This is a genomic window from Ruegeria sp. C2 (assembly GCF_056537765.1).
Map to the genome: position 1 here is coordinate 363,716 of NZ_JBQFRZ010000003.1, position 18,556 is coordinate 382,271.

16 protein-coding genes and 1 tRNA gene are annotated in these 18,556 nt (G+C 55.7%); 11 read left to right on the forward strand and 6 right to left on the reverse strand.

The window, feature by feature from the left end; genetic code table 11:
• Positions 1-48 precede the first annotated feature (48 nt).
• The 3 genes from ACR0IV_RS13890 to ACR0IV_RS13900 are packed head-to-tail and all read right to left on the reverse strand — an operon-like array spanning position 49 to position 3,839.
• Entirely contained in the window at positions 49-1,131 is a 1,083-nt protein-coding gene (locus ACR0IV_RS13890; RefSeq protein ID WP_480472783.1) for a polyamine ABC transporter substrate-binding protein, read from the reverse strand.
• 48 nt (positions 1,132-1,179) lie between these two features.
• Positions 1,180-2,490, reverse strand: coding sequence for an NAD(P)/FAD-dependent oxidoreductase (locus ACR0IV_RS13895; RefSeq protein ID WP_480658638.1), 1,311 nt, complete (start codon positions 2,488-2,490; stop codon positions 1,180-1,182).
• On the reverse strand, positions 2,490-3,839 hold the full coding sequence (locus tag ACR0IV_RS13900) for a glutamine synthetase family protein (protein WP_480658636.1): 1,350 nt from the start codon (positions 3,837-3,839) through the stop codon (positions 2,490-2,492). Before ACR0IV_RS13900 ends, ACR0IV_RS13895 begins: the two co-directional genes overlap by 1 nt.
• A gap of 133 nt (positions 3,840-3,972) precedes the next feature.
• Between ACR0IV_RS13900 and ACR0IV_RS13905 the strand changes: the two genes are divergently transcribed.
• The 3 genes from ACR0IV_RS13905 to ACR0IV_RS13915 all read left to right on the forward strand — a co-directional run bounded on the left by ACR0IV_RS13905 (position 3,973) and on the right by ACR0IV_RS13915 (position 6,835).
• Positions 3,973-4,671: a GntR family transcriptional regulator gene (locus tag ACR0IV_RS13905; protein WP_480658635.1), complete on the forward strand. Its 699-nt coding sequence runs from the start codon at positions 3,973-3,975 to the stop codon at positions 4,669-4,671.
• A 163-nt stretch (positions 4,672-4,834) separates the two neighbouring features.
• The gene (locus ACR0IV_RS13910) at positions 4,835-6,337 is read left to right on the forward strand and encodes an aldehyde dehydrogenase (protein ID WP_480658634.1); all 1,503 of its coding nucleotides are present in this window, start codon (positions 4,835-4,837) and stop codon (positions 6,335-6,337) included.
• A 421-nt stretch (positions 6,338-6,758) separates the two neighbouring features.
• Positions 6,759-6,835: transfer RNA gene (locus ACR0IV_RS13915), tRNA-Pro, on the forward strand.
• Between the two features lie 71 nt (positions 6,836-6,906).
• Here ACR0IV_RS13915 and ACR0IV_RS13920 read toward each other — a convergent pair.
• Positions 6,907-7,212 (reverse strand): tyrosine-type recombinase/integrase, encoded by a 306-nt coding sequence (locus tag ACR0IV_RS13920; protein WP_480734338.1) that lies wholly within the window; start codon positions 7,210-7,212, stop codon positions 6,907-6,909.
• Positions 7,213-7,655: 443 nt separating this feature from the next.
• Here ACR0IV_RS13920 and ACR0IV_RS13925 point away from each other — a divergent pair, with 443 nt between their 5' ends.
• Both ACR0IV_RS13925 and ACR0IV_RS13930 read left to right on the forward strand, forming a co-directional pair.
• Positions 7,656-8,669 carry a nucleotidyltransferase family protein gene (locus ACR0IV_RS13925; RefSeq protein ID WP_480658630.1) on the forward strand — a complete coding sequence of 338 codons (1,014 nt, stop codon included), beginning with the start codon at positions 7,656-7,658 and terminating at the stop codon, positions 8,667-8,669.
• 554 nt (positions 8,670-9,223) lie between these two features.
• Complete coding sequence (locus ACR0IV_RS13930) at positions 9,224-9,379, forward strand: hypothetical protein (RefSeq protein ID WP_480658629.1); 156 nt, start codon at positions 9,224-9,226, stop codon at positions 9,377-9,379.
• Between the two features lie 81 nt (positions 9,380-9,460).
• On the opposite strand, the gene ACR0IV_RS13935 is transcribed toward ACR0IV_RS13930, so the two are convergent.
• Positions 9,461-10,351, reverse strand: coding sequence for a LysR family transcriptional regulator (locus ACR0IV_RS13935; RefSeq protein ID WP_480658628.1), 891 nt, complete (start codon positions 10,349-10,351; stop codon positions 9,461-9,463).
• A 112-nt stretch (positions 10,352-10,463) separates the two neighbouring features.
• Between ACR0IV_RS13935 and ACR0IV_RS13940 the strand changes: the two genes are divergently transcribed.
• The gene (locus tag ACR0IV_RS13940) at positions 10,464-12,014 is read left to right on the forward strand and encodes an NADH-quinone oxidoreductase subunit L (RefSeq protein WP_480658627.1); all 1,551 of its coding nucleotides are present in this window, start codon (positions 10,464-10,466) and stop codon (positions 12,012-12,014) included.
• Positions 12,015-12,028: 14 nt separating this feature from the next.
• On the forward strand, positions 12,029-14,437 hold the full coding sequence (locus ACR0IV_RS13945) for a YbcC family protein (protein ID WP_480658626.1): 2,409 nt from the start codon (positions 12,029-12,031) through the stop codon (positions 14,435-14,437).
• A 106-nt stretch (positions 14,438-14,543) separates the two neighbouring features.
• On the opposite strand, the gene ACR0IV_RS13950 is transcribed toward ACR0IV_RS13945, so the two are convergent.
• Positions 14,544-15,611 carry a zinc ABC transporter substrate-binding protein gene (locus ACR0IV_RS13950; RefSeq protein ID WP_480658625.1) on the reverse strand — a complete coding sequence of 356 codons (1,068 nt, stop codon included), beginning with the start codon at positions 15,609-15,611 and terminating at the stop codon, positions 14,544-14,546.
• A 56-nt stretch (positions 15,612-15,667) separates the two neighbouring features.
• Here ACR0IV_RS13950 and ACR0IV_RS13955 point away from each other — a divergent pair, with 56 nt between their 5' ends.
• The 4 genes from ACR0IV_RS13955 (at position 15,668) to ACR0IV_RS13970 (ending at position 18,556) form a co-directional block, all read left to right on the forward strand.
• Entirely contained in the window at positions 15,668-16,180 is a 513-nt protein-coding gene (locus tag ACR0IV_RS13955; protein WP_480471976.1) for a Fur family transcriptional regulator, read from the forward strand.
• A gap of 2 nt (positions 16,181-16,182) precedes the next feature.
• Positions 16,183-16,923 carry an ATP-binding cassette domain-containing protein gene (locus tag ACR0IV_RS13960; protein ID WP_480658624.1) on the forward strand — a complete coding sequence of 247 codons (741 nt, stop codon included), beginning with the start codon at positions 16,183-16,185 and terminating at the stop codon, positions 16,921-16,923.
• The gene (locus ACR0IV_RS13965; protein WP_480658622.1) at positions 16,923-17,720 is read left to right on the forward strand and encodes an iron chelate uptake ABC transporter family permease subunit; all 798 of its coding nucleotides are present in this window, start codon (positions 16,923-16,925) and stop codon (positions 17,718-17,720) included. The genes ACR0IV_RS13960 and ACR0IV_RS13965 overlap by 1 nt, the downstream gene beginning before the upstream one ends.
• A 479-nt stretch (positions 17,721-18,199) precedes the next feature.
• Entirely contained in the window at positions 18,200-18,556 is a 357-nt protein-coding gene (locus ACR0IV_RS13970) for a hypothetical protein (protein ID WP_480658621.1), read from the forward strand.

Consider the following 18,556-nt stretch of genomic DNA (forward strand, 5'->3'; position numbering starts at 1 on the left):
TGCATCGGACCGGAACCCGCGTGTCGGGTTCCGGCAATGTTTGCCGGGTTATTGTCCGGTCTTGATTGTGGTCCAGGCGCGGGTCAGCGACCGGTCATAGCGCGAGCTGTGCGGCTTGAGCGAAAACAGGTTCGCTGCGACATCAGCGGGAGGATAGATGCCCGGATCACTGGCCACCTCTTCCACAACGAACTCGGTCGCGGCCGTGTTGGGATTGGCATAGTAGACATAGTTGGTAATCGCGGCTGCAACCTGCGGTTCAAGGATGTAGTTTATGAACTTCAGTGCGTTTTCCGGGTTCGGTGCATCGTCGGGCACCGCCAGCATGTCAAAACCGACCTGACCACCCTCAGCCGGGATGGCATAGGCCACGTTGATGCCCTGTCCTGCTTCGGCGGCACGGTCGCGCGCTTGTAGAACGTCGCCCGAATAGCCGACCGAGACACAGATATCGCCATTGGCAAGGTCGTTGATGTATTGCGACGAATGAAAGTAACGGATGTGCGGTCGCACCGCCATCAACAACTCGGTCGCTTTCTCCAGATCACCCTTGTCTTCCGAGTTGGGGTCCAGACCCAGATAGTTTAGCGCGGGCGCCATGATCTCGGAGGGGCTGTCCAGGACGGCAATACCGCAATCGGCCAGCTTACCGGCGGTTTCGGGATCAAAGATCATGTCCCAGCTGCCAATCTTGCCCTCGTCGATGCGTTCCTTCACCTTGTCGACGTTATAGCCAAGACCCGTGGTGAACATCATGTAGGGCACGCCGTATTTGTTATCGGGGTCGTTGACCGCGATCACGTCCAGGATACCCTGGTCCAAGTTCCCATAGTTGCTAAGCGCGCCTTTATCGATTTCGGCAAATACACCAGCCTGCGCTTGGCGCGCCATGAATTCGATCGAAGGCACAACAACATCATAGCCGCTGGCACCGGTCAGCATCTTGGCTTCCAGCACTTCGTTGCTGTCGAACACATCGTAGTTCACTTTGATTCCGGTTTCGGCCTCAAAATTGGCGATGGTGTCCTCGGCGATGTAGTCCGACCAGTTGTAGACGTTCAACTCACCCTCGGCCATGGCCGCGCCTGCGGTCAGGGCCAGTGTCGAACAAAAGATTGCAAGGTTTTTCATGGAATCCTCCCTTTGGATTTTGAAGATTTTGAGACTTGAGTTGGAAAATCAGACGCCCAGTTTGTCGCGTGCGGCGTACCACCACGATCCAACCATCGAGTACGGTACGCGGAACATCCGACCGCCTGGGAAAGGATACCACGGCACCTTCTCGAACACGTCGAAACGGGTCAGATCGCCGTCGATGGCTTCGGACAGGATACGCCCGAATGTGTGGCTGCCGGTCACGCCGTGTCCGCTATAGCCGTGGGCGAAGTAGGTGTTCTGCCCGATTCGACCCATTTGGGGTACGCGGCTGAACGAGAGGGCAAAGTTACCGCTCCAGGCATAGTCGATCTTGACGCCTTTGAGCTGCGGGAAAACCTTGTCCATGTTGCGGCGCAGCTTGGCCTCGATATTGCTTGGATCGCTGCCACCGTAAACGGTGCCACCGCCAAACAGCATGCGCTTGTCACCCGACAGGCGGTAGTAGTCGAGGATGTAGCGGATATCTTCAACACAGGCGTCCTGCGGCAGCAACGAATGCGCGAGCTCTTCACCCAGCGGTTCGGTCGCCATCACCTGGGTCGACACCGGCATAACGCGCCAGGTCAGTGTGGGAACGACATGTCCCAGATAGGCGTTACCGCACAGAACCAGCGTCTTACAGGTTATCGTGCCTTTGGCTGTCTTGATCACAGGCTTGGCCGCATCAGTGCCTACGTCCGTCACCGGTGACATTTCATAGATCGTACCGCCCAGCTTTTCGAACGCCGCCGCTTCACCAAGCGCGAGGTTCAGCGGGTGCATGTGGCCGCCCGAATGGTCGATCAGGCCACCTTCGTAGAGGTCGGAATTGATGTGCTCGCGCAGCTGGTTCTTGTCGAGCATCTCCTGGTTTTTGATGCCGTAACTGGCCCAGAGGTTCATCCGCTCTTCCAACTCGCGCATATGCGCCTTGGTCAGACCGGTGAAGATGTTCTTTTCTTTCAGGTCGCAGTCGATTTCATACGTCTTGATCCGTTCACGGATGATCTCGCCACCCTCTTGCACGAGACCGGCAACAAAGGTCGCGGTGTCCTGACCATAGCGTTTCTTGATCGTCTGAAGGCTGGCATTCAACCCGTTAACGATCTGACCGCCATTGCGCCCCGATGCGCCCCAACCCACACGAGCGCCCTCAACGATGGCAACTTTGTAGCCTTTTTCGACAAGGTGCAGCCCGGTGGACAGACCGCTATATCCCGCGCCAATGATACAAACATCAATCTCGTTGTTACCCTGCAACTCGGCACGCTTCGGCGACGGATTGGCCGAGGCGGCATAGTAGCTCGTTGTGTGCCGGCCGTCTCCGGCATAGGAATTCGTCATGGCGTTCATCACACGACCTCCAGGTAAGAGTGGTATTCAAAGTCGGTTACTTGGCGGGAGAATTTCCTGAGTTCTTGCTGTTTGCATTCGACAAACATGGTCTGAAGCCGGGATGAGAAGATCTCGGCGACGTGTCCGCCTTTCTGAAACGCTTCGATCGCGGTAGCCCAATCCAGCGGCAGTTGCTCAATATCCTGGTTGTAGGCATCACCTACGATGGCCGGCGCAGGGGTCATCTTGCGTTCGATCCCTATCAGGGCGCCGCCCAAAATACTGGTCAAAACAAGGTAGGGGTTGGCGTCGGCCCCGGCGACCCGGTGCTCGATCCGCCGCGCCTTGTGACTGCCACCCGGGATACGGATCGCGGCGGTACGGTTTTCATAACCCCAGGCCACACCAGTCGGTGCATGCGCGCCCGGCAGAAGGCGACGATAGGAATTGGCATGCGGCGCGAAGGTCAGGGTGTTTTCCTGCATCGTCGCCAAAAGGCCCGCCACGGCGCTCAGCATCGTTTCGGTGCCTTCTTCTCCGCCGTTGTCGAAAACGTTATTGCCCTGTTCATCAAGCAGCGAGAAATGCACGTGGAAACCGCTTCCGGCGCGGTCGCCGTAGGGCTTGGCCATGAACGATGCCGCGAAGCCATGCTTGCGGGCTAAACCCCGGACCAGACGCTTGAACAGCACCGCATCGTCAGCAGCACGCAGCGGATCGTCCAAATGCATCAGGTTGATTTCAAACTGGCCCGCGCCGTTTTCGGAGATCGCCGCATCCGCCGGAATACCCTGCTGGGCGCAGGCATCATAGACGTCATTCAGAAAGCCATCGAAATGCTCCAACTCATCAAGCGACAGCACGCCATCAGAATCCAGCCGCTTGCCGGTTACCGGCGAACGCGGGGGCTCGGGGCGATCACCCGACGGATCGCAGAGATAGAATTCCAACTCAGTCGCTACCACAGGGGTCAGACCACGCGCCTTGAACCGGTCAACAACACCCCCCAATGCGCGACGCGGATCGCCAGTGAAGGGCGTGCCGTCTTCCCGGCGCATCCACAGCATCGCCATGGCGGTGGGGCGCTCTGACCAGGTGATCGGCAGCAACTCGCGCCCGGTGAAATCGCACAGACCGTCCGAGTCACCAGTCTCGAAAACCAATTCGCTATTCTCGATATCCTCGCCCCAGACGTCGACACCAACCACCGAAAGCGGCATCCGCATGCCGCCCTCGACAACCTTACCTGCCTGTTCAACTGGCACGCGTTTACCGCGCAATGTCCCGTTCAGATCGCTCACGCAGGCAAAGATCGACTCGATCTCAGGCTTGTCATCCAGCCATTTGGTTAAGTCTGCCTTGGTCATCTTTTCCTCCGTCGTGATATCGTATCTTATTTTGTGATACCTTTTATAATCTTTAGATGCCATTTTGCACTTGAGTCAATTATTTTTTTTCGAATACTGTCACAAATAACGAAACTTCCACTCGGGTAAGCACATGCCAAAGGATCAGAATTTGATCATCCCTGAATTCGGCTCAGACAAAGATCTGACCACCCAGGAATATGTGTATGAACGCCTGCGCCATTCGATCATGATCGGCGCGATTCGCCCCGGAACCACCTTGACGATGCGCGGATTGGCCGAAGCCCTGAAGCTCAGCCCCACCCCAATTCGCGAAGCTGTTCGGCGTCTGAGTTCGGAACATGCCATCGAAGTCATGCAGAATCGGCGCATGACCGTACCTCGTATGACACTTGGCCGTTTCGAGGAACTCGTGGCGCTGCGCGTTGCCCTCGAAGTGCATTCCGCAGAACGTGCGCTCCCTTATATATCTGATATCATTATAGATAGAATGCGCTCAATCGATGATGCGATGGATGCAGAGATCGAGGAGAACAACCTGGACGGCCTGACGATCCTGAATCAGGAATTCCATCGCACGCTCTATACGGTCAACCCCAACCAAGTCTCTATGCCGGTGATCGAAAGTGTCTGGCTCCAGCTCGGACCGTTCCAACGGCAGGTCATCGAGCAGCTTAAGGAATACTACCTTGTCGATCGCCACAAAGAGATCCTCGCAGCGCTCAGGACTCGCGATGCGGCCGCGCTAGTTGTCGCCACCGAAAGCGATATCCGCGAAGGCATGAGTCGCAACGGGCGGAGGCTTCTGACCCAAATGGCGGGCGAAGCCTAGGCCAATCTCCCCCTAACCAGTTTTTCCAGGGCGTCATATACGGCGCCCTGCTGCTGTTTTTTGTCCAAGATTCGCGATCTTGGGTACAACTTTCACACTCAGTTGACTTTTTGTGATATCATTTAATAAGATGCGATATCTATTTTGCTGCAGAGGACGCGCCATGACCGAACTGACCTTTACCGACTGGCAGAATAAAGCAGCCACCCTTGATATCCGCTCACAAATGCTGATCGACGGCGACTTCGTCAGTGCGGCCTCTGGAAAGACCTTCGCCTCCATCAGCCCAGTGGACGGCCGACACCTTGCCGATGTGGCCTGCGGTGGCGAAGAAGACGTCAACCGCGCCGTCAAGGTCGCCCGCGCTGCCTTCGAAGACGGGCGCTGGTCAAGGCAGGCCCCGGCAGACCGTAAACTTGTGCTCCGCCGCCTCGCCGATCTGATCCGCGCCCATCGCGACGAACTCGCCCTTTTGGAAACTCTCGACATGGGCAAACCGATCTCGGACAGCACCTCAATAGACGTACGTGCCGTGTCGAACTGCTTCGACTGGTACGCAGAGGCCATCGACAAAATTTATGACGAGGTTGCCCCCACCGCCCCAGGCACATTCGCCACGATCACCAAGGAACCGCTGGGCGTGGTAGCGGCTGTCGTGCCCTGGAACTTTCCAATGCTCATGGCCGCCTGGAAGGTCGCACCGGCCTTAGCGACCGGTAACTCGGTCATTCTAAAACCCGCCGAACAATCCTCGCTCTCCGCTATCCGCTTAGCCGAACTGGCGCTTGAAGCAGGCATTCCTCCGGGTGTCTTCAATGTCGTCACCAGCAACGGCCCAGAGGTTGGGCGCGCCTTGGGTCTGCATATGGATGTGGACGGTCTGTTCTTCACCGGTTCGACCCAAGTTGGTAAGTATTTCATGGAATACTCGGCCCAGTCCAACCTCAAACGTTTGGGCCTAGAACTGGGCGGCAAAAGCCCGAATATCATCCTGTCGAGCTATCGCGATACAGAACATGCCGCGACAACCTCGGTCCATTCGGCCTTCTTCAACCAAGGTGAAATGTGCACCTGCCCAAGCCGCCTTGTCGTCGAACGCGCAATCCATGATCAGGTTGTCGAGACATTGATTGAGATTGCCAAAACCTATGTCCCCGGCAACCCGCTGGATCCCCAAACCAACATGGGTGCACTGGTGGATGAACGTCACACAGATCGCGTCATGGAATTCGTAGACCACGCGCGCAACGACGGTGCCGATTTGGTCATCGGCGGCAAGCGTGTCAACCGCGAAACTGGCGGTTGCTATATCGAACCGACAATCTTCGATAATGCTACTAACGACATGCATATTGCACAGGAAGAAATCTTCGGTCCCATGCTGACTGTAATCCCGGTTGATACTGTGGACGAGGCGATCAAGGTGGCCAATGACAGCTGCTACGGTTTGGCCTCAGCGGTCTGGACTGACGATCTTGCGACGGCGCATAAAGTGTCCAAGAGCATTCGCGCAGGTCTTGTATACGTTAATTGCTATGATTGCGATGACATGACCACACCGTTCGGCGGCTTCAAGGAATCCGGCATCGGTCGGGACAAGTCGCTCCATGCGCTCGACAAATATACCGAGTTGAAAACGACTTGGATGAATGTAAGCGAAAGATAAATTGCGTTGTGAGTTTCGACTTCTAGAAGGCGAGTTTCTATCTCGCCCTAAATCCTTTCAAACCTATCAGAGAAAATATCCTGATTGCCAAGGGAGGAAGACGATCCCCAAGAAAAGAGTTAAATCTGCACGTTCTTGAATAAGCTGCCGAACCGTGGATGGATCAACATTCAAGGGGCTTCGCAGTACTCAATGCCGGACTCAATACTGAGCTCTATACACCTTGCTGCAATGCAACTGCCGTTCATCATTCATGCGAGCCAACAAAGCCAATAACGCATATCTAACCCAGAATCCGTCATCCCGATGGAGCGCAGGTCAACCCTTCACTAACATTCAAACTGTGCTGTGTAGACGGGGTTGATCACTAAAAAACCCTCTTGCACATCCAAACCCTCGGGTATAGATCACCCGCCACGGTCGGAGTGTAGCTCAGCCTGGTAGAGCACTGTCTTCGGGAGGCAGGGGTCGGAGGTTCGAATCCTCTCACTCCGACCAATAAAACAAGGCGCCTCTGGGCGCCTTTGATGTTTTCAAGACAGTGATCTGAGGTTCGTTGAGCCTGAGCGTTAGTCGAACTCCAGGGCGCTGGCAGTTTTACTCAGGTGTTCCGGGCTGTAGCGAGCATAGACGGGCGCGGTGATCCGCGAGTCTGAGTCGCTGAGAAACTGGGCTATCTCCTCCTTCGGAATGCCTGCCTCGGCCATATGGGCAGCGGCCGCGTGCTGGAGCACGTGAGGCGAGACATCAAGCAACCCAGCAGCGACCGCCGTCGCTTTGAAGCTCTTCTTGATGGGCTTCACCCGGCCACCTGCCCATTCAATTACATAGTCGGACAACGCGGCCTTTGGCGCCTCCACAAGCGCAGCGCGCAAGCTCACAGTCATAGGAACAATAGCGCACCCCTTTCTCTACCCTTCACCCCTACGAAGGTTGATCTGAACTCGCTCAGGCGCGCTCGTTGGGTGTTAGGTCTTCCTCATGGTCAGACATGAAATTCACCACCTCCCGAAAGTCGCGTTGATCGCTGCGTGTGACCTGCTGATTATCCTGGGATCGGTATTGTTTGAGGCCTCACGGATCGCCTAGAGTCAGCCAATTTCGTTTCTATTAACGGGTTCGCCAAATACTTCCACAACCGCCTCAGCTGCTGCCCGGCCAATCGCCTGTTCCAGCGCAAACTGCATGTCTTCTCTTTAGCGATACTAAGGTTGGGGATGTGCGGAAGGAAACGCGGGATGTTCAACACCTTTATTTTTTGTTGAACATCAGGCATGTTCAACAAAAATGGAATCTGTTGAACACAGCGGGGATAAAGATGTTCACGCACCACTCATCCATAGCGCATGCTGCCTATCACGACCTTCTGCGATCCTTGCAGGACGATGCTGTTTCGGACATCCGCGGCATCCCCACGCGTGTCGAACGAAACGGTAGGACCTACTGGTATGACACTTACCGCATCGGCTCTGATGTCAAGAAGCGCTACATCGGTGAGGATAGCGAAGAGTTGCAGGGAAGGTTGGAGCAGCACGAGGCTTTGAAGACTCGCCAGGAAGAGCGACGCCGTAGCCGGACACGCCTCGTGCGGCTTCTCAGGGCTGAAGGTTTTCTAGGCTTGGATGCAGCGACAGGCAGCATGCTTTCGGCGATGGCGGCGTCCGGTGTGTTTCGTCTCGGAGGCACCATTGTGGGCACCCACGCCTTTCGCCTCTACGAAGGTACCTTGGGTGTCCGTTTCGACATGGATATGACGGCTCACACCGATGACATCGACATCGCTAGCTTCTCCAGATTGTCACTGGTGCTGGAGGATGCCGCATTCCCACCACTTGAGAATGTGTTCGGCGATTTCGACTTCGCTCCGCAGCCCAGTCTCAAGGCTGGTCGCACCTGGCGCTGGAAACAGACACGCGGCGATACACTCGTAGAGTTTCTCACGCCATCCTTCGGTGAGGATGAAAGTGTGCGCGAACTGCCTGCCTTGGGTGTGGATGCACAAGGGCTGCACCATTTGAACTACCTGATCGCGGAACCGATCAAAGCTGCTGTCACTTATCGTAGTGGCGTATTGGTGCAGATCCCGCAGCCCGAACGTTATGCCATCCACAAGCTGATCGTTGCAGATCGTCGTCTCGGCGAAGAAAGCCTCAAGGCTGAGAAAGATCGGCGTCAGGCAGCGTTCCTGATTGACGTGCTTGCTGAAGATCGGCCCGATGAGTTGCAGGACGCCTACGAAGATGCTCTCTCTCGTGGCCCCAAGTGGCGCTCCCGGATCAAAGCCAGCCTGAGCCGGATGCCAAAGATACAGCGCCTGCTACAAGAACAGTAAGGAGCGCGCGATAGTAGACAGTTCTCCTTGGTTCAATGAACCTGTCGAACCGAGGCAGAGCTGGTTGGATTGGTAGATCCGCCTGAAAAACAGCGCTCCTATGACCTAAAATCAACGACTTGGCCATTTACACGGATCTTCGCGAGGCAGCGGTCGGAGGTTCGAATCCTCTCATTCCGACCGATAATTTCAATTTGTTATGTCAACTACTTTTAGATTCTATCCTCGCTTTATCCTCATTGTCGGCTTGCGGAGTTGATCGCCTGGAATTCAACGTGCAGGCCGTACACAGTCCTCGGCACTTAATTCAGGTTCCATTGCCTTTCCTCACTTCGAGTTATGAATCGGCTTCTATGAGCAGCCTTTACTAACGAAGCTGAAGTCAGCTGCTCTAGGGATTCGCAGACCAAGCGAAGCAGCGGAGGCAAATAGTTGTGAGTGCTTATGACCACTAGAGTATCAAGAACCGTGTCTGCCGTCAGCGCCAATGAAGCAGTTTAGGTCGATTTGATAAGAGAAGGTTTCTGGCTCATCGTAACCGCCAAGGAGTGGCGATGAGAAAGAAACTCGGAACCAAGCAGAGCGATGGTGAGAAGGCCGTAAAGGGCAGCCGCTGCGCGACCTGCAAACAGTATCCTCCAGAAGCGAAAATCAGGATCGTGCTGGACGGCCTCAACTCATCGATGCTCGACGTAATGTGTCGCGACTAGGAAGACACTTGGGACATCACGCCTTCTCAAGCCACGACAATTGATGAAAATACCAAGACGTTCCTGTGTTTTTCTGCGCCCTCAGGCCAGAAACGAAGACACGGAATTCTGTTCCAGAAGGTCCTGGACCAAGGGGTTCGGAAACCGACGCCTTAATGTTATGGCGTAAAAGGTTTCCTTGATGCGTGGATGGTCGGCTGCTTCCTTGAGGCGACCTGAATTAAGCTCATCCGTCACTACGATTGGTGCGACCAGAGCAAGCCCGATATCCTCGCGCGCTAACAGGCGCATCATCGCCATGTCATCTACTTCTGCAGCGATCTGAGGCCGGACGGACAGGCGGCTGGCCAATGCATCGAATGCAGTGCGCACGCTGCTGTCGGTTGTCGGCAAAATGAAGGGCTGATTGTTCAGAAGCTCTTTGATCGGGCGGTCCTGTTTCAATCGCTCCGGGGTTCCGACGATGCTGACCGCTTGTTCTCCGATATGGTGTGTTTCATAGGGTGTCAGACTGTCGTCCGGCGGTGGGCGGTTCATCAGGACCATGTCCAGGTTCAACGTTTCCAACCCCTCGAGCAATTCGGTCGGGCTGCCAGAGCGCAGGATGACCTCGACGTCGATGCGCGAGAGAATGGGCCTGAGAAACCCGACCTGAAAATTGCGCGACAAGGTTGCAAGCGCACCGACACGCAGGGCTTTTCGGTCCTGCACGGTGCTACTCAACGTTGCGACAAGTTCCTGCCCAGTCGAGAAAATTGCATCTGCATGATCCAGTGCGATACGGCCAGCCTCGGTCAGATGTAACTGCCGTCCGCGACGCTCGAACAGCGCATGGTCAAGGCGTTCTTCCAATTGCTTGATTTGAACCGAAAGCGCTGACTGCGACAGGTTTAACCGCTGCGCAGTTCGGGTCAGATTCCCGTCATGGGCGACAGCCCAAAAATACCGGAGATGATGATAATTCAATGGCATTACGTTCTAAAATATCGAACGATATTAAAATAACAATGAATTTTTATTGTTAGAATAGCTGCCCTAGTCAGTCCCAACGGCTTCTGGCCTCGAGAACTGAAGGAACGCGATCATGGTTTATCTTTTTTTTCCCCTGCTCAGCCCTCTGGTGCTGATTGCGGCTGCAATTCACGCAGCACAACATCCAGGGAAGCGGCCCGGGACGGTGCCGATACTAACAGAGGTGGCCGCATTTGTGGCCTTTGCAATTGCGACTCTGACTGTTGCGTTGCTGGTTGTAAAAGGTCCCGGCACATCTGCTCTGATCGGGTTCATGGGGTTCGGTTTGTCCATACGCCTTGACGCGGTGAGTTCGATCATGCTCGTGCTTGTCAGCTTTATTGGCTGGATCGTACTGCGCTATTCCAAGACATATATGGACGGGGAACAGCATCAGGGCGCGTTCACAAGCTGGATGGCAGCGACTTTGGCCGCAGTTATGCTTTTGGTCATGTCAGGCAATCTCTTTCATCTTTTTGCAGCGTGGGTGGCAATCAGCCTGCCACTGAAACGGCTGCTGTTGTTTTATCCCGAACGCAAGACAGCGCGACGTGCAGCACGTAAGAAAGCCGTTGTTGCACGTCTAAGCGAAGGCACATTGGCTGCTGCTTTTGTTCTCTTGATTGCCGCGACCGGGACAAGCGATGTCGAAACCATCCTTGCGATGGTTGAGGCGAATTGGATGTCAATGACCGCGGCGCTTTTGATTGCCATCGCGGCCGTCTTGGCATCTGCGCAATTCCCGCTACACGGCTGGCTGACCGAGGTGATGGAGGCTCCGACGCCAGTCTCCGCACTTCTACACGCAGGTGTCATCAACGCTGGTGGGTTCCTGCTGATCCGGTTTGCAGATGTCATGCTAGTTGCCCCGGGGGTGATGGCGCTGCTTGTTATGCTGGGCGGGTTTACCGCGCTGTTTGGCGGATTGGTTATGCTGACCCAGTCGGCGGTCAAAACTTCGCTCGCGTGGTCGACCATTGCTCAGATGGGCTTCATGGTCATGCAATGCGGCCTTGCGCTGTTCCCGCTGGCTCTGCTGCATATCGTGGCGCATTCGCTCTACAAGGCGCATGCCTTCCTAAGTTCCGGTGAGGCTGTGCGCAACGTCGCTGCGATCCGTCGCCCGGGACCGACTGCAGTGCCAAGTGCACGGAACGTTTTGCAGGCGTTCATCTTTGCAATCGTGATCTATGGCCTTGTCGGTACGGTCATCGGATTTGACGGCAAGTCGATCCAGATCATCGCCCTTGGTGTAATCCTGATCTTTGGTGTCGCCTACTTGCTGGCGCAAGGATTTGCAGACTCGGCCCCGCGCGAACTGATGCAACGCACCGCCATTTTCGCCCTTGTCACCTCAGTCAGTTACTTCCTGCTGCAAGCCATCGCACAGCAACTGACAGCTGGTACATTGCCGCAGCCCCCCTACCCCGGCCCGCTGGAATGGGCGCTTATCATACTGGCGCTTGTAAGTTTTGGCGGCGTCGCCGTGGCCCAGGCCACCTTCCCGTTATGGGCCACGCATCCAGCTGCTGCCGGTCTTCGCGTCCACCTGGCCAACGGCCTTTATGCCAATGCGGTTTTCGACAAGCTTCTGGACGGTTGGTCCAGGCGGTCGGTAGCCTGAAAGGAACAGAGTCCATGTTTGCAAAACTAGAAGTTTACCCCGCCGCGCTGCTGGAACTTGTGACCGAAGCCAACGATGCCGCAAAAGCAATCCCACCGCTTTTCCCACTGTCGGCAAATGTAGCGGTGAATCCCTTCTTGGGTCAGACAGGCGAACCACTGGCCGTCGCTGCCGCGCGCCTGGCACGGACGGGTGGCGCCCGCATAATGCCTCCACGGTCACATTGGGCTGCGCTGCTGAAGGCTGGTGACATCCCCAAGACGGATCTGAGTGATGCCGTCACTGCGGTCGAGGATCAATTCAATGCGCCCAACTTGCAGGACATTTGGGAAGCTTTGGAGGTCGAGACAGATGACGCCCAAGCCTTGCCGACAGTCGCTGAGCTGGCAGCGGAAGTCTCGGGTTTCGATTGGCCGGGTTTGATTGACGACCGCATCGGCGCATGGGCGGCCAGCCATTTTGATCAGGGCCAAACGTTCTGGCCGCAGGCCAACACGAGAGGCACCTTTCATTCATGGCGTGAATTTGCATCGCGGGATCTGACGCCCGAGATCCATGGGTTGTCCGGTTTCTGCGCTTTCGTGACCGATACAAATCGCTCGCACTGGCGCGCCATCGGCCGGGCCTCGGAACGGCTTAGCGTTGATATGGGTGCCGCGAAGACCGCTTTTCACCGCTGGCTGATGACGCTCGGCGGATGGGCTCAGTACGGGCGTTATTTCCTGTGGCAAGCTGAACTTGAAGGTGCGAGTGACAGCACGGTGACCGAGCTGCTGGCTGTACGTATGGTCTTCGACGAGGCGTTATTTAATTTCTACGAAGAACAGATTGCCGGGCGTTGGGCTGAAGTTATTGCAGCACACCGAACCCCGGTCACGCCGTCGAAAGAGCTTGTGATCGATGCTGTGCTGCAGGATGCATCCGAGCGGGCACAGCAGCGCCTGCTTGCAAAAACTCTGCTTGGTGGGAAACCACGTAATGCACAGGGCCGCCCCGAGGTGCAGGCGGCCTTTTGCATCGATGTCCGCTCAGAGGTTTTTCGTCGGGCCTTTGAAGCGCAGGATGCCAAGATAGAAACGATTGGGTTCGCTGGGTTCTTCGGCCTTGCCAGCGCACACAAAGCGGCAGGTTCTGATGTGACCGAACTACGCGGTCCGGTTCTTTTACAAGCTGGCATGTCATCCTGCGCGGCGGAGTCAGAGAAAGCTGATCTAAGCCGTCGCTATACCGCTCGGGCCAAACGCGCCTGGGGACGGTTCAAATTGGCCGCCGTCTCGTCATTTGCCTTCGTCGAAGCAACCGGCCCCCTCTATGCCGGAAAACTGATACGAGACTCGCTAGGTTTGGGGAGTAAAGCGAAAGCTGACCCGGCACCACAGCTGGACCCATCCATCGACTTGAAAACTCGGGTTGAACTGGCGAAATCCGTGTTGTCGGCGATGTCGCTTACAAAGGGCTTCGCACCGATTGTGATGCTGGCCGGTCATGGCGCCGACGTTACCAACAACCCGCATCAAAGTGCGTTACAGTGCGGTGCATGCGGTGGCTATGCCGGGGATGTGAATGCCCGTCTTCTGGCGGCACTATTGAACGAGCCTGACGTGAAGCTTGGTCTGCGTGACCATGGCGTCGACATCCCTTCTGACACAGTCTTTCTGCCGGCGTTACATAACACAACCACAGATGAGGTTGCGGTGTACGAACTGGACCTGCCTGCTGGAGTACCGACCGACAAACTCGCGCTTTTGAAAACATGGCTGGATGCAGCGGGAAACCTCGCCCGTGCAGAGCGGATGCACCGTCTGCCCCGCGCTGATGGCGCCGATAGAATTCTAAAGCGGGCGCGGGACTGGGCCGAGACACGTCCGGAATGGGGTCTTGCAGGATGCCGTGCCTTCGTCGCAGCTCCGCGCAACCGCACGGATGGAGTGGATCTGTCCGGCAAAGCGTTCCTGCACAACTACGATTGGCGACGGGATGATGAATTCAATGTGCTGGAGTTGATAATGACTGCACCGGTTGTCGTCGCCAGCTGGATCAGCTTGCAGTATTATGGCTCGACCGTTGCCCCGAGCCTGTTCGGAGGTGGTAACAAACTGCTGCACAACGTAGTTGGCGGTATCGGAGTTCTAGAGGGCAACACAGGCTCTCCGCGTTCTGGGTTGCCGTGGCAGTCCGTCCACGATGGCGCTGTATACCAACACGATCCGTTGCGCCTGTCTGTCATCATCGAAGCCCCGCGAGAGGCAATGTCAGACATTCTGGCACGTCATCCCGGCGTACGCGAACTGTTCGACAATGGCTGGCTTCACCTGATTGCCATGGATAACGAGGGCAAACTGGCCTGGCGCTACCGCAGAGATCTGAAGTGGACAAAATTTAATGAGCACGTCGACGAGGCACAGGCAATAGCCGCCGAGTAACGGGGCTTCGCGCCTCTATAGTAACCAGCACTTGGACGCTGGGATCCCACGATGCCCCTAATGGTATGCGGCCCGGCGGATGTTTCAGACACCGCCGGGCCTGAAGTTACAGGCAATCGGCCAATGTCTGGGCCATATTGCGGATGACCTGTGGGTAGAGCAAAGCTCCGGGTTCGAGGTCAGAACCAAGCGGGTCAATGACACCGGTATTGGCTTCGGTTCCTTCCAGAACGGTTGAAACAATTCCGGGGTTGAACTGCGGTTCGGCCAAAACGCAGTCGATACCTTCATTTTTGAGACGGGTTTGAATCTCTGCGATACGGGCCGGGCTTGGGTCCGAAGCGTCACCGATTGAGATTGCGCCGGCGGCGGGGAAGTCAAACGCATCTTCAAAATACTGATAAGCGTCGTGGAAAACGATAAAGTTGCTACCGCGAACCGGTTCAAGTGTTGCAGCGATCTCGGCAGACAGAGCCGCCATTTCCTCGCGCGCAGCTGCGGCGTTGGCAAAGTAAGTGCCGGCATTGTCAGGATCTGTCGACGACAGTTGTGATGCAATCACGTTCAACCAGATTTCAGCGTTTGCAGGGGACAGCCAAGCATGCGGGTCATTTTCGCCGTGTGCATGGCCATCGTGATCATCGCCATCATGTTCTGCGTGACCTTCGTGCTCGTCCGCATGTTCATTTTCGTGCTCGTCATGCTCTTCGCCTTCAGCATGCTCATCACCATGATCGTCATGATCGTGGTCATCATGTTCCTCTTGTTCGGCGTGCTCGTCATGCCCATGGTCATCGTGGTCTTCGTGTGCCTCGAACAATGCGTTCTCGCGGAATTCGAGAAGTACGGTGCCGTCCGCCTCAAGCAGAGATGTAACAGTCGCGCCGTCGGCAAGTGTTTCCAACGCGCCTTCCATCCATGGGGTCAGGTCTTCACCAATCCAGAAAACGATATCAGCCTCTTGCAAGGCGGCAGCTTCCGAAGGTCGCAGATTGTATTCATGCGGAGAGGCACCAGGCTGCATGATCAGATCGGGCGCTCCGACACCTTCCATGACCCGGGCGACCAGCGAGTGCACCGGCGCAATATCTACTGCAACGTTGGGCACCTCTGCCATGGCCGTCCCGCCCATCAATGCGGTTGTGATCGATAGTGAAAGAAGCTTTCTGGACATCAGACCCTCTGTGTGATTTTATAACATTAAGAGCGGCATACATGATATGGAATAACATGACAAGTGAGACGCACCCTGTTTCGACCGAAGATACGGCTCCGGTCGGGTTCCAGGAACATGACCACAAAAATTGCGTTGAGACCGCACTGACCACAGCGGAAACTCGATGCAAGGAAGAAGGGCTGCGCCTGACCCCGGTTCGGCGCAAAGTTCTTGAGATGCTGTTGCAGGAACACCGCGCGCTTGGAGCTTATGCAATTCTGGATCGCCTGCGCGATGAAGGCTTTGGATCGCAACCGCCCGTGGCGTATCGCGCGCTCGATTTTCTTGTCCAGAACGGGTTCGTTCACAAGGTTGAACGTTTGAACGCATTTGTCGCCTGCTCTCATCCAGGCGCGACACATTCGCCTGCTTTCATGATCTGCAGAAAATGCGATGCCGTCGCCGAAGCACAATCTGCGCCCGCGAAGGGAGCATTGGGCGCTGCAGCACGCGCGGCGGGTTTCGAGATCGAACGCACAGTTGTAGAAGCTGAGGGAATCTGCCCCGACTGCACCCAAAAGGCGTAGAAATGAGCCTGATCACAGTTGAAAACCTCAGCGTGCGCTATGGCGCGAACACCGTGCTTCGTCACGTGGATATGGTAATCGAACCCGGAGAGATCGTAACGATCGTCGGTCCGAATGGCTCGGGTAAAACCAGTCTGCTGCGCGCTGTCATCGGTGCCACCGAACCCTCGGTGGGTAAGGTTTCGCGGAAACCTGGGTTGAAAATCGGGTATGTGCCGCAAAAACTTCATATCGATCCAACGCTGCCAATCTCGGTCGAGAGATTTATGCGTCTGACAACTCATGTCTCTCGCAAACAGTGCCAAGAGGCGCTCAATTCCGCAGGCGTCCCTGATCTTCTAAAGCGCCAGATGTCGCAATTGTCCGGTGGGCAGTTTCAGCGTGTGTTGCTGGGTCGCGCCTTGATCAACCAACCTGATGTGTTGCTGCTGGACGAGGCGACGCAGGGGCTCGACCAGCCCGGATCAGCGGCGTTTTACCGTCAGATCGAAGAGGTGAGACGTGATACGGGTTGCGCCATTTTGATGGTCAGTCACGAACTGCATGTTGTTATGAGCGCTTCGGACCGGGTGATTTGCCTCAATGGTCATGTCTGTTGCGAAGGCTCCCCTGCTGTCGTGGCCTCTGCCCCGGAATATCGAGCGCTGTTCGGATCCGGAACAGGAGGTGCACTGGCCCTCTATCGTCATGATCATGACCATGATCACGACCACTGCGAACACTCTCAGGAAGCAGCAGAATAATGTTCGATGACTTTATGACCCGCGCGACGCTGGCTGGTATCGGCGTCGCATTCGCTGCCGCACCGCTTGGATGTTTTGTCGTATGGCGCCGGATGGCGTATTTTGGTGATGCTACAGCACACGCTGCGATCCTTGGTGTCGCATTGTCGCTTACATTCCAGATGTCGATCTTTGCGGGTGCGCTGGCGGCGGCACTTGTCATGGCGCTGGCGGTAACGCTTTTGGCTGGCCGTGGTTATGCGATCGACACACTGCTGGGGGTCCTTGCGCATTCCTCGCTTGCGTTCGGGCTCGTAGCGGTCTCCTTCCTGTCTGGTGTGCGCATCGATCTTATGGCGTATCTCTTTGGCGACATTCTTGCAGTGTCACGCTCGGATCTGGTTGTGATCTGGGGCGGTGCAGCGCTTGTTGTCGCCCTTATCACCTGGCGCTGGTCTCAACTTCTTACGGCAACGTTAAATGAAGAGCTCGCATACGCCAGTGGCTTTGATCCAAAGCGTGAGCGATTGATCCTGACGTTGTCTCTCGCCGTCACCGTGGCGGTAGCGATCAAGGTCGTCGGCGTTTTGCTTATTGCAGCGTTGCTGATCATTCCAGCAGCAGCCGCACGCAGCCTGGCACGCTCACCCGAGGCAATGGCCTTGATTGCTGCAGCAATTGGCGCATTTTCCGCCGTCGCCGGATTAAGGGCCGCATACGTCTTTGATACACCGGCGGGTCCTTCGATTGTCTGCGTCGCGGCCCTGTTGTTTGCAGGCTTCAACCTTTTTGGGTGGCAGGGACGGCGCAACACTTAGGTCATGCCAAAGCAACGGCGTTTGCAACCGAGTTGAGAGCTTGTTTAACAGCAAGCTGAAAACTGCTATTGCTCTCAACTGAGAAATAGTGGGGCGAATGCCTGCGCCCTCTGCATAAATCGCACCAGACTGCATGCCACTCTCAATTGACAGGCACCGCAGGCGATATTTCGCCGTCAACGTCATCGACAATTTCTGGTGTCAGATCAGTTAGTTTGATCGCGCCCTTTGTCCGTTGTCTCCTAAGGAGCTCAGAAAACTCGATTCTGGTGAATTTGAATGCAAATTCGTGTATACTAGGGTTGAGTAAGGTGTGTCCGATGACACCCAGACTTGCGTCTGCAAGCCACTGTTGGTGGCGCATGTTTCAGATCTGATTTGATCGTCTGACCGCTTTTCCGCGGTGCTGGCTGTTGTATGGAACAGCGGCTAATTTATTGATTTTGAATTCAATTTATTTAAACTGCAGGAGAATAATCATGTCGAATATGGTGATTTGCGCTGAAAAACGCGCTGACCGTCGCCTGTTGAAATCCAGACTCAAACAGCTTGGGATTAGAGTTGTCCATGATAGCGGCAGCCGCTTCATGATCGTTGGGGTTCCTGATGACGAAAAAGGTCTGAAAGATCGCCTGCCACCGGGAACCGAATTGCTCTCTCCCGACAAGGTCTCCCCGGAAGTTGCTGGCGAAGACGATGGGCAAGAACTGCTTTTCCTCAAGGCGCTGCAGTTGCGGCAATCAAAAAAATACCGCGAAATGAAGGCCGGTCAAACGCCGGGTGAATCTCCGGAAGAACAGGAGATCTATTCCGCTCCTTGCATGGAGGAGGATTGA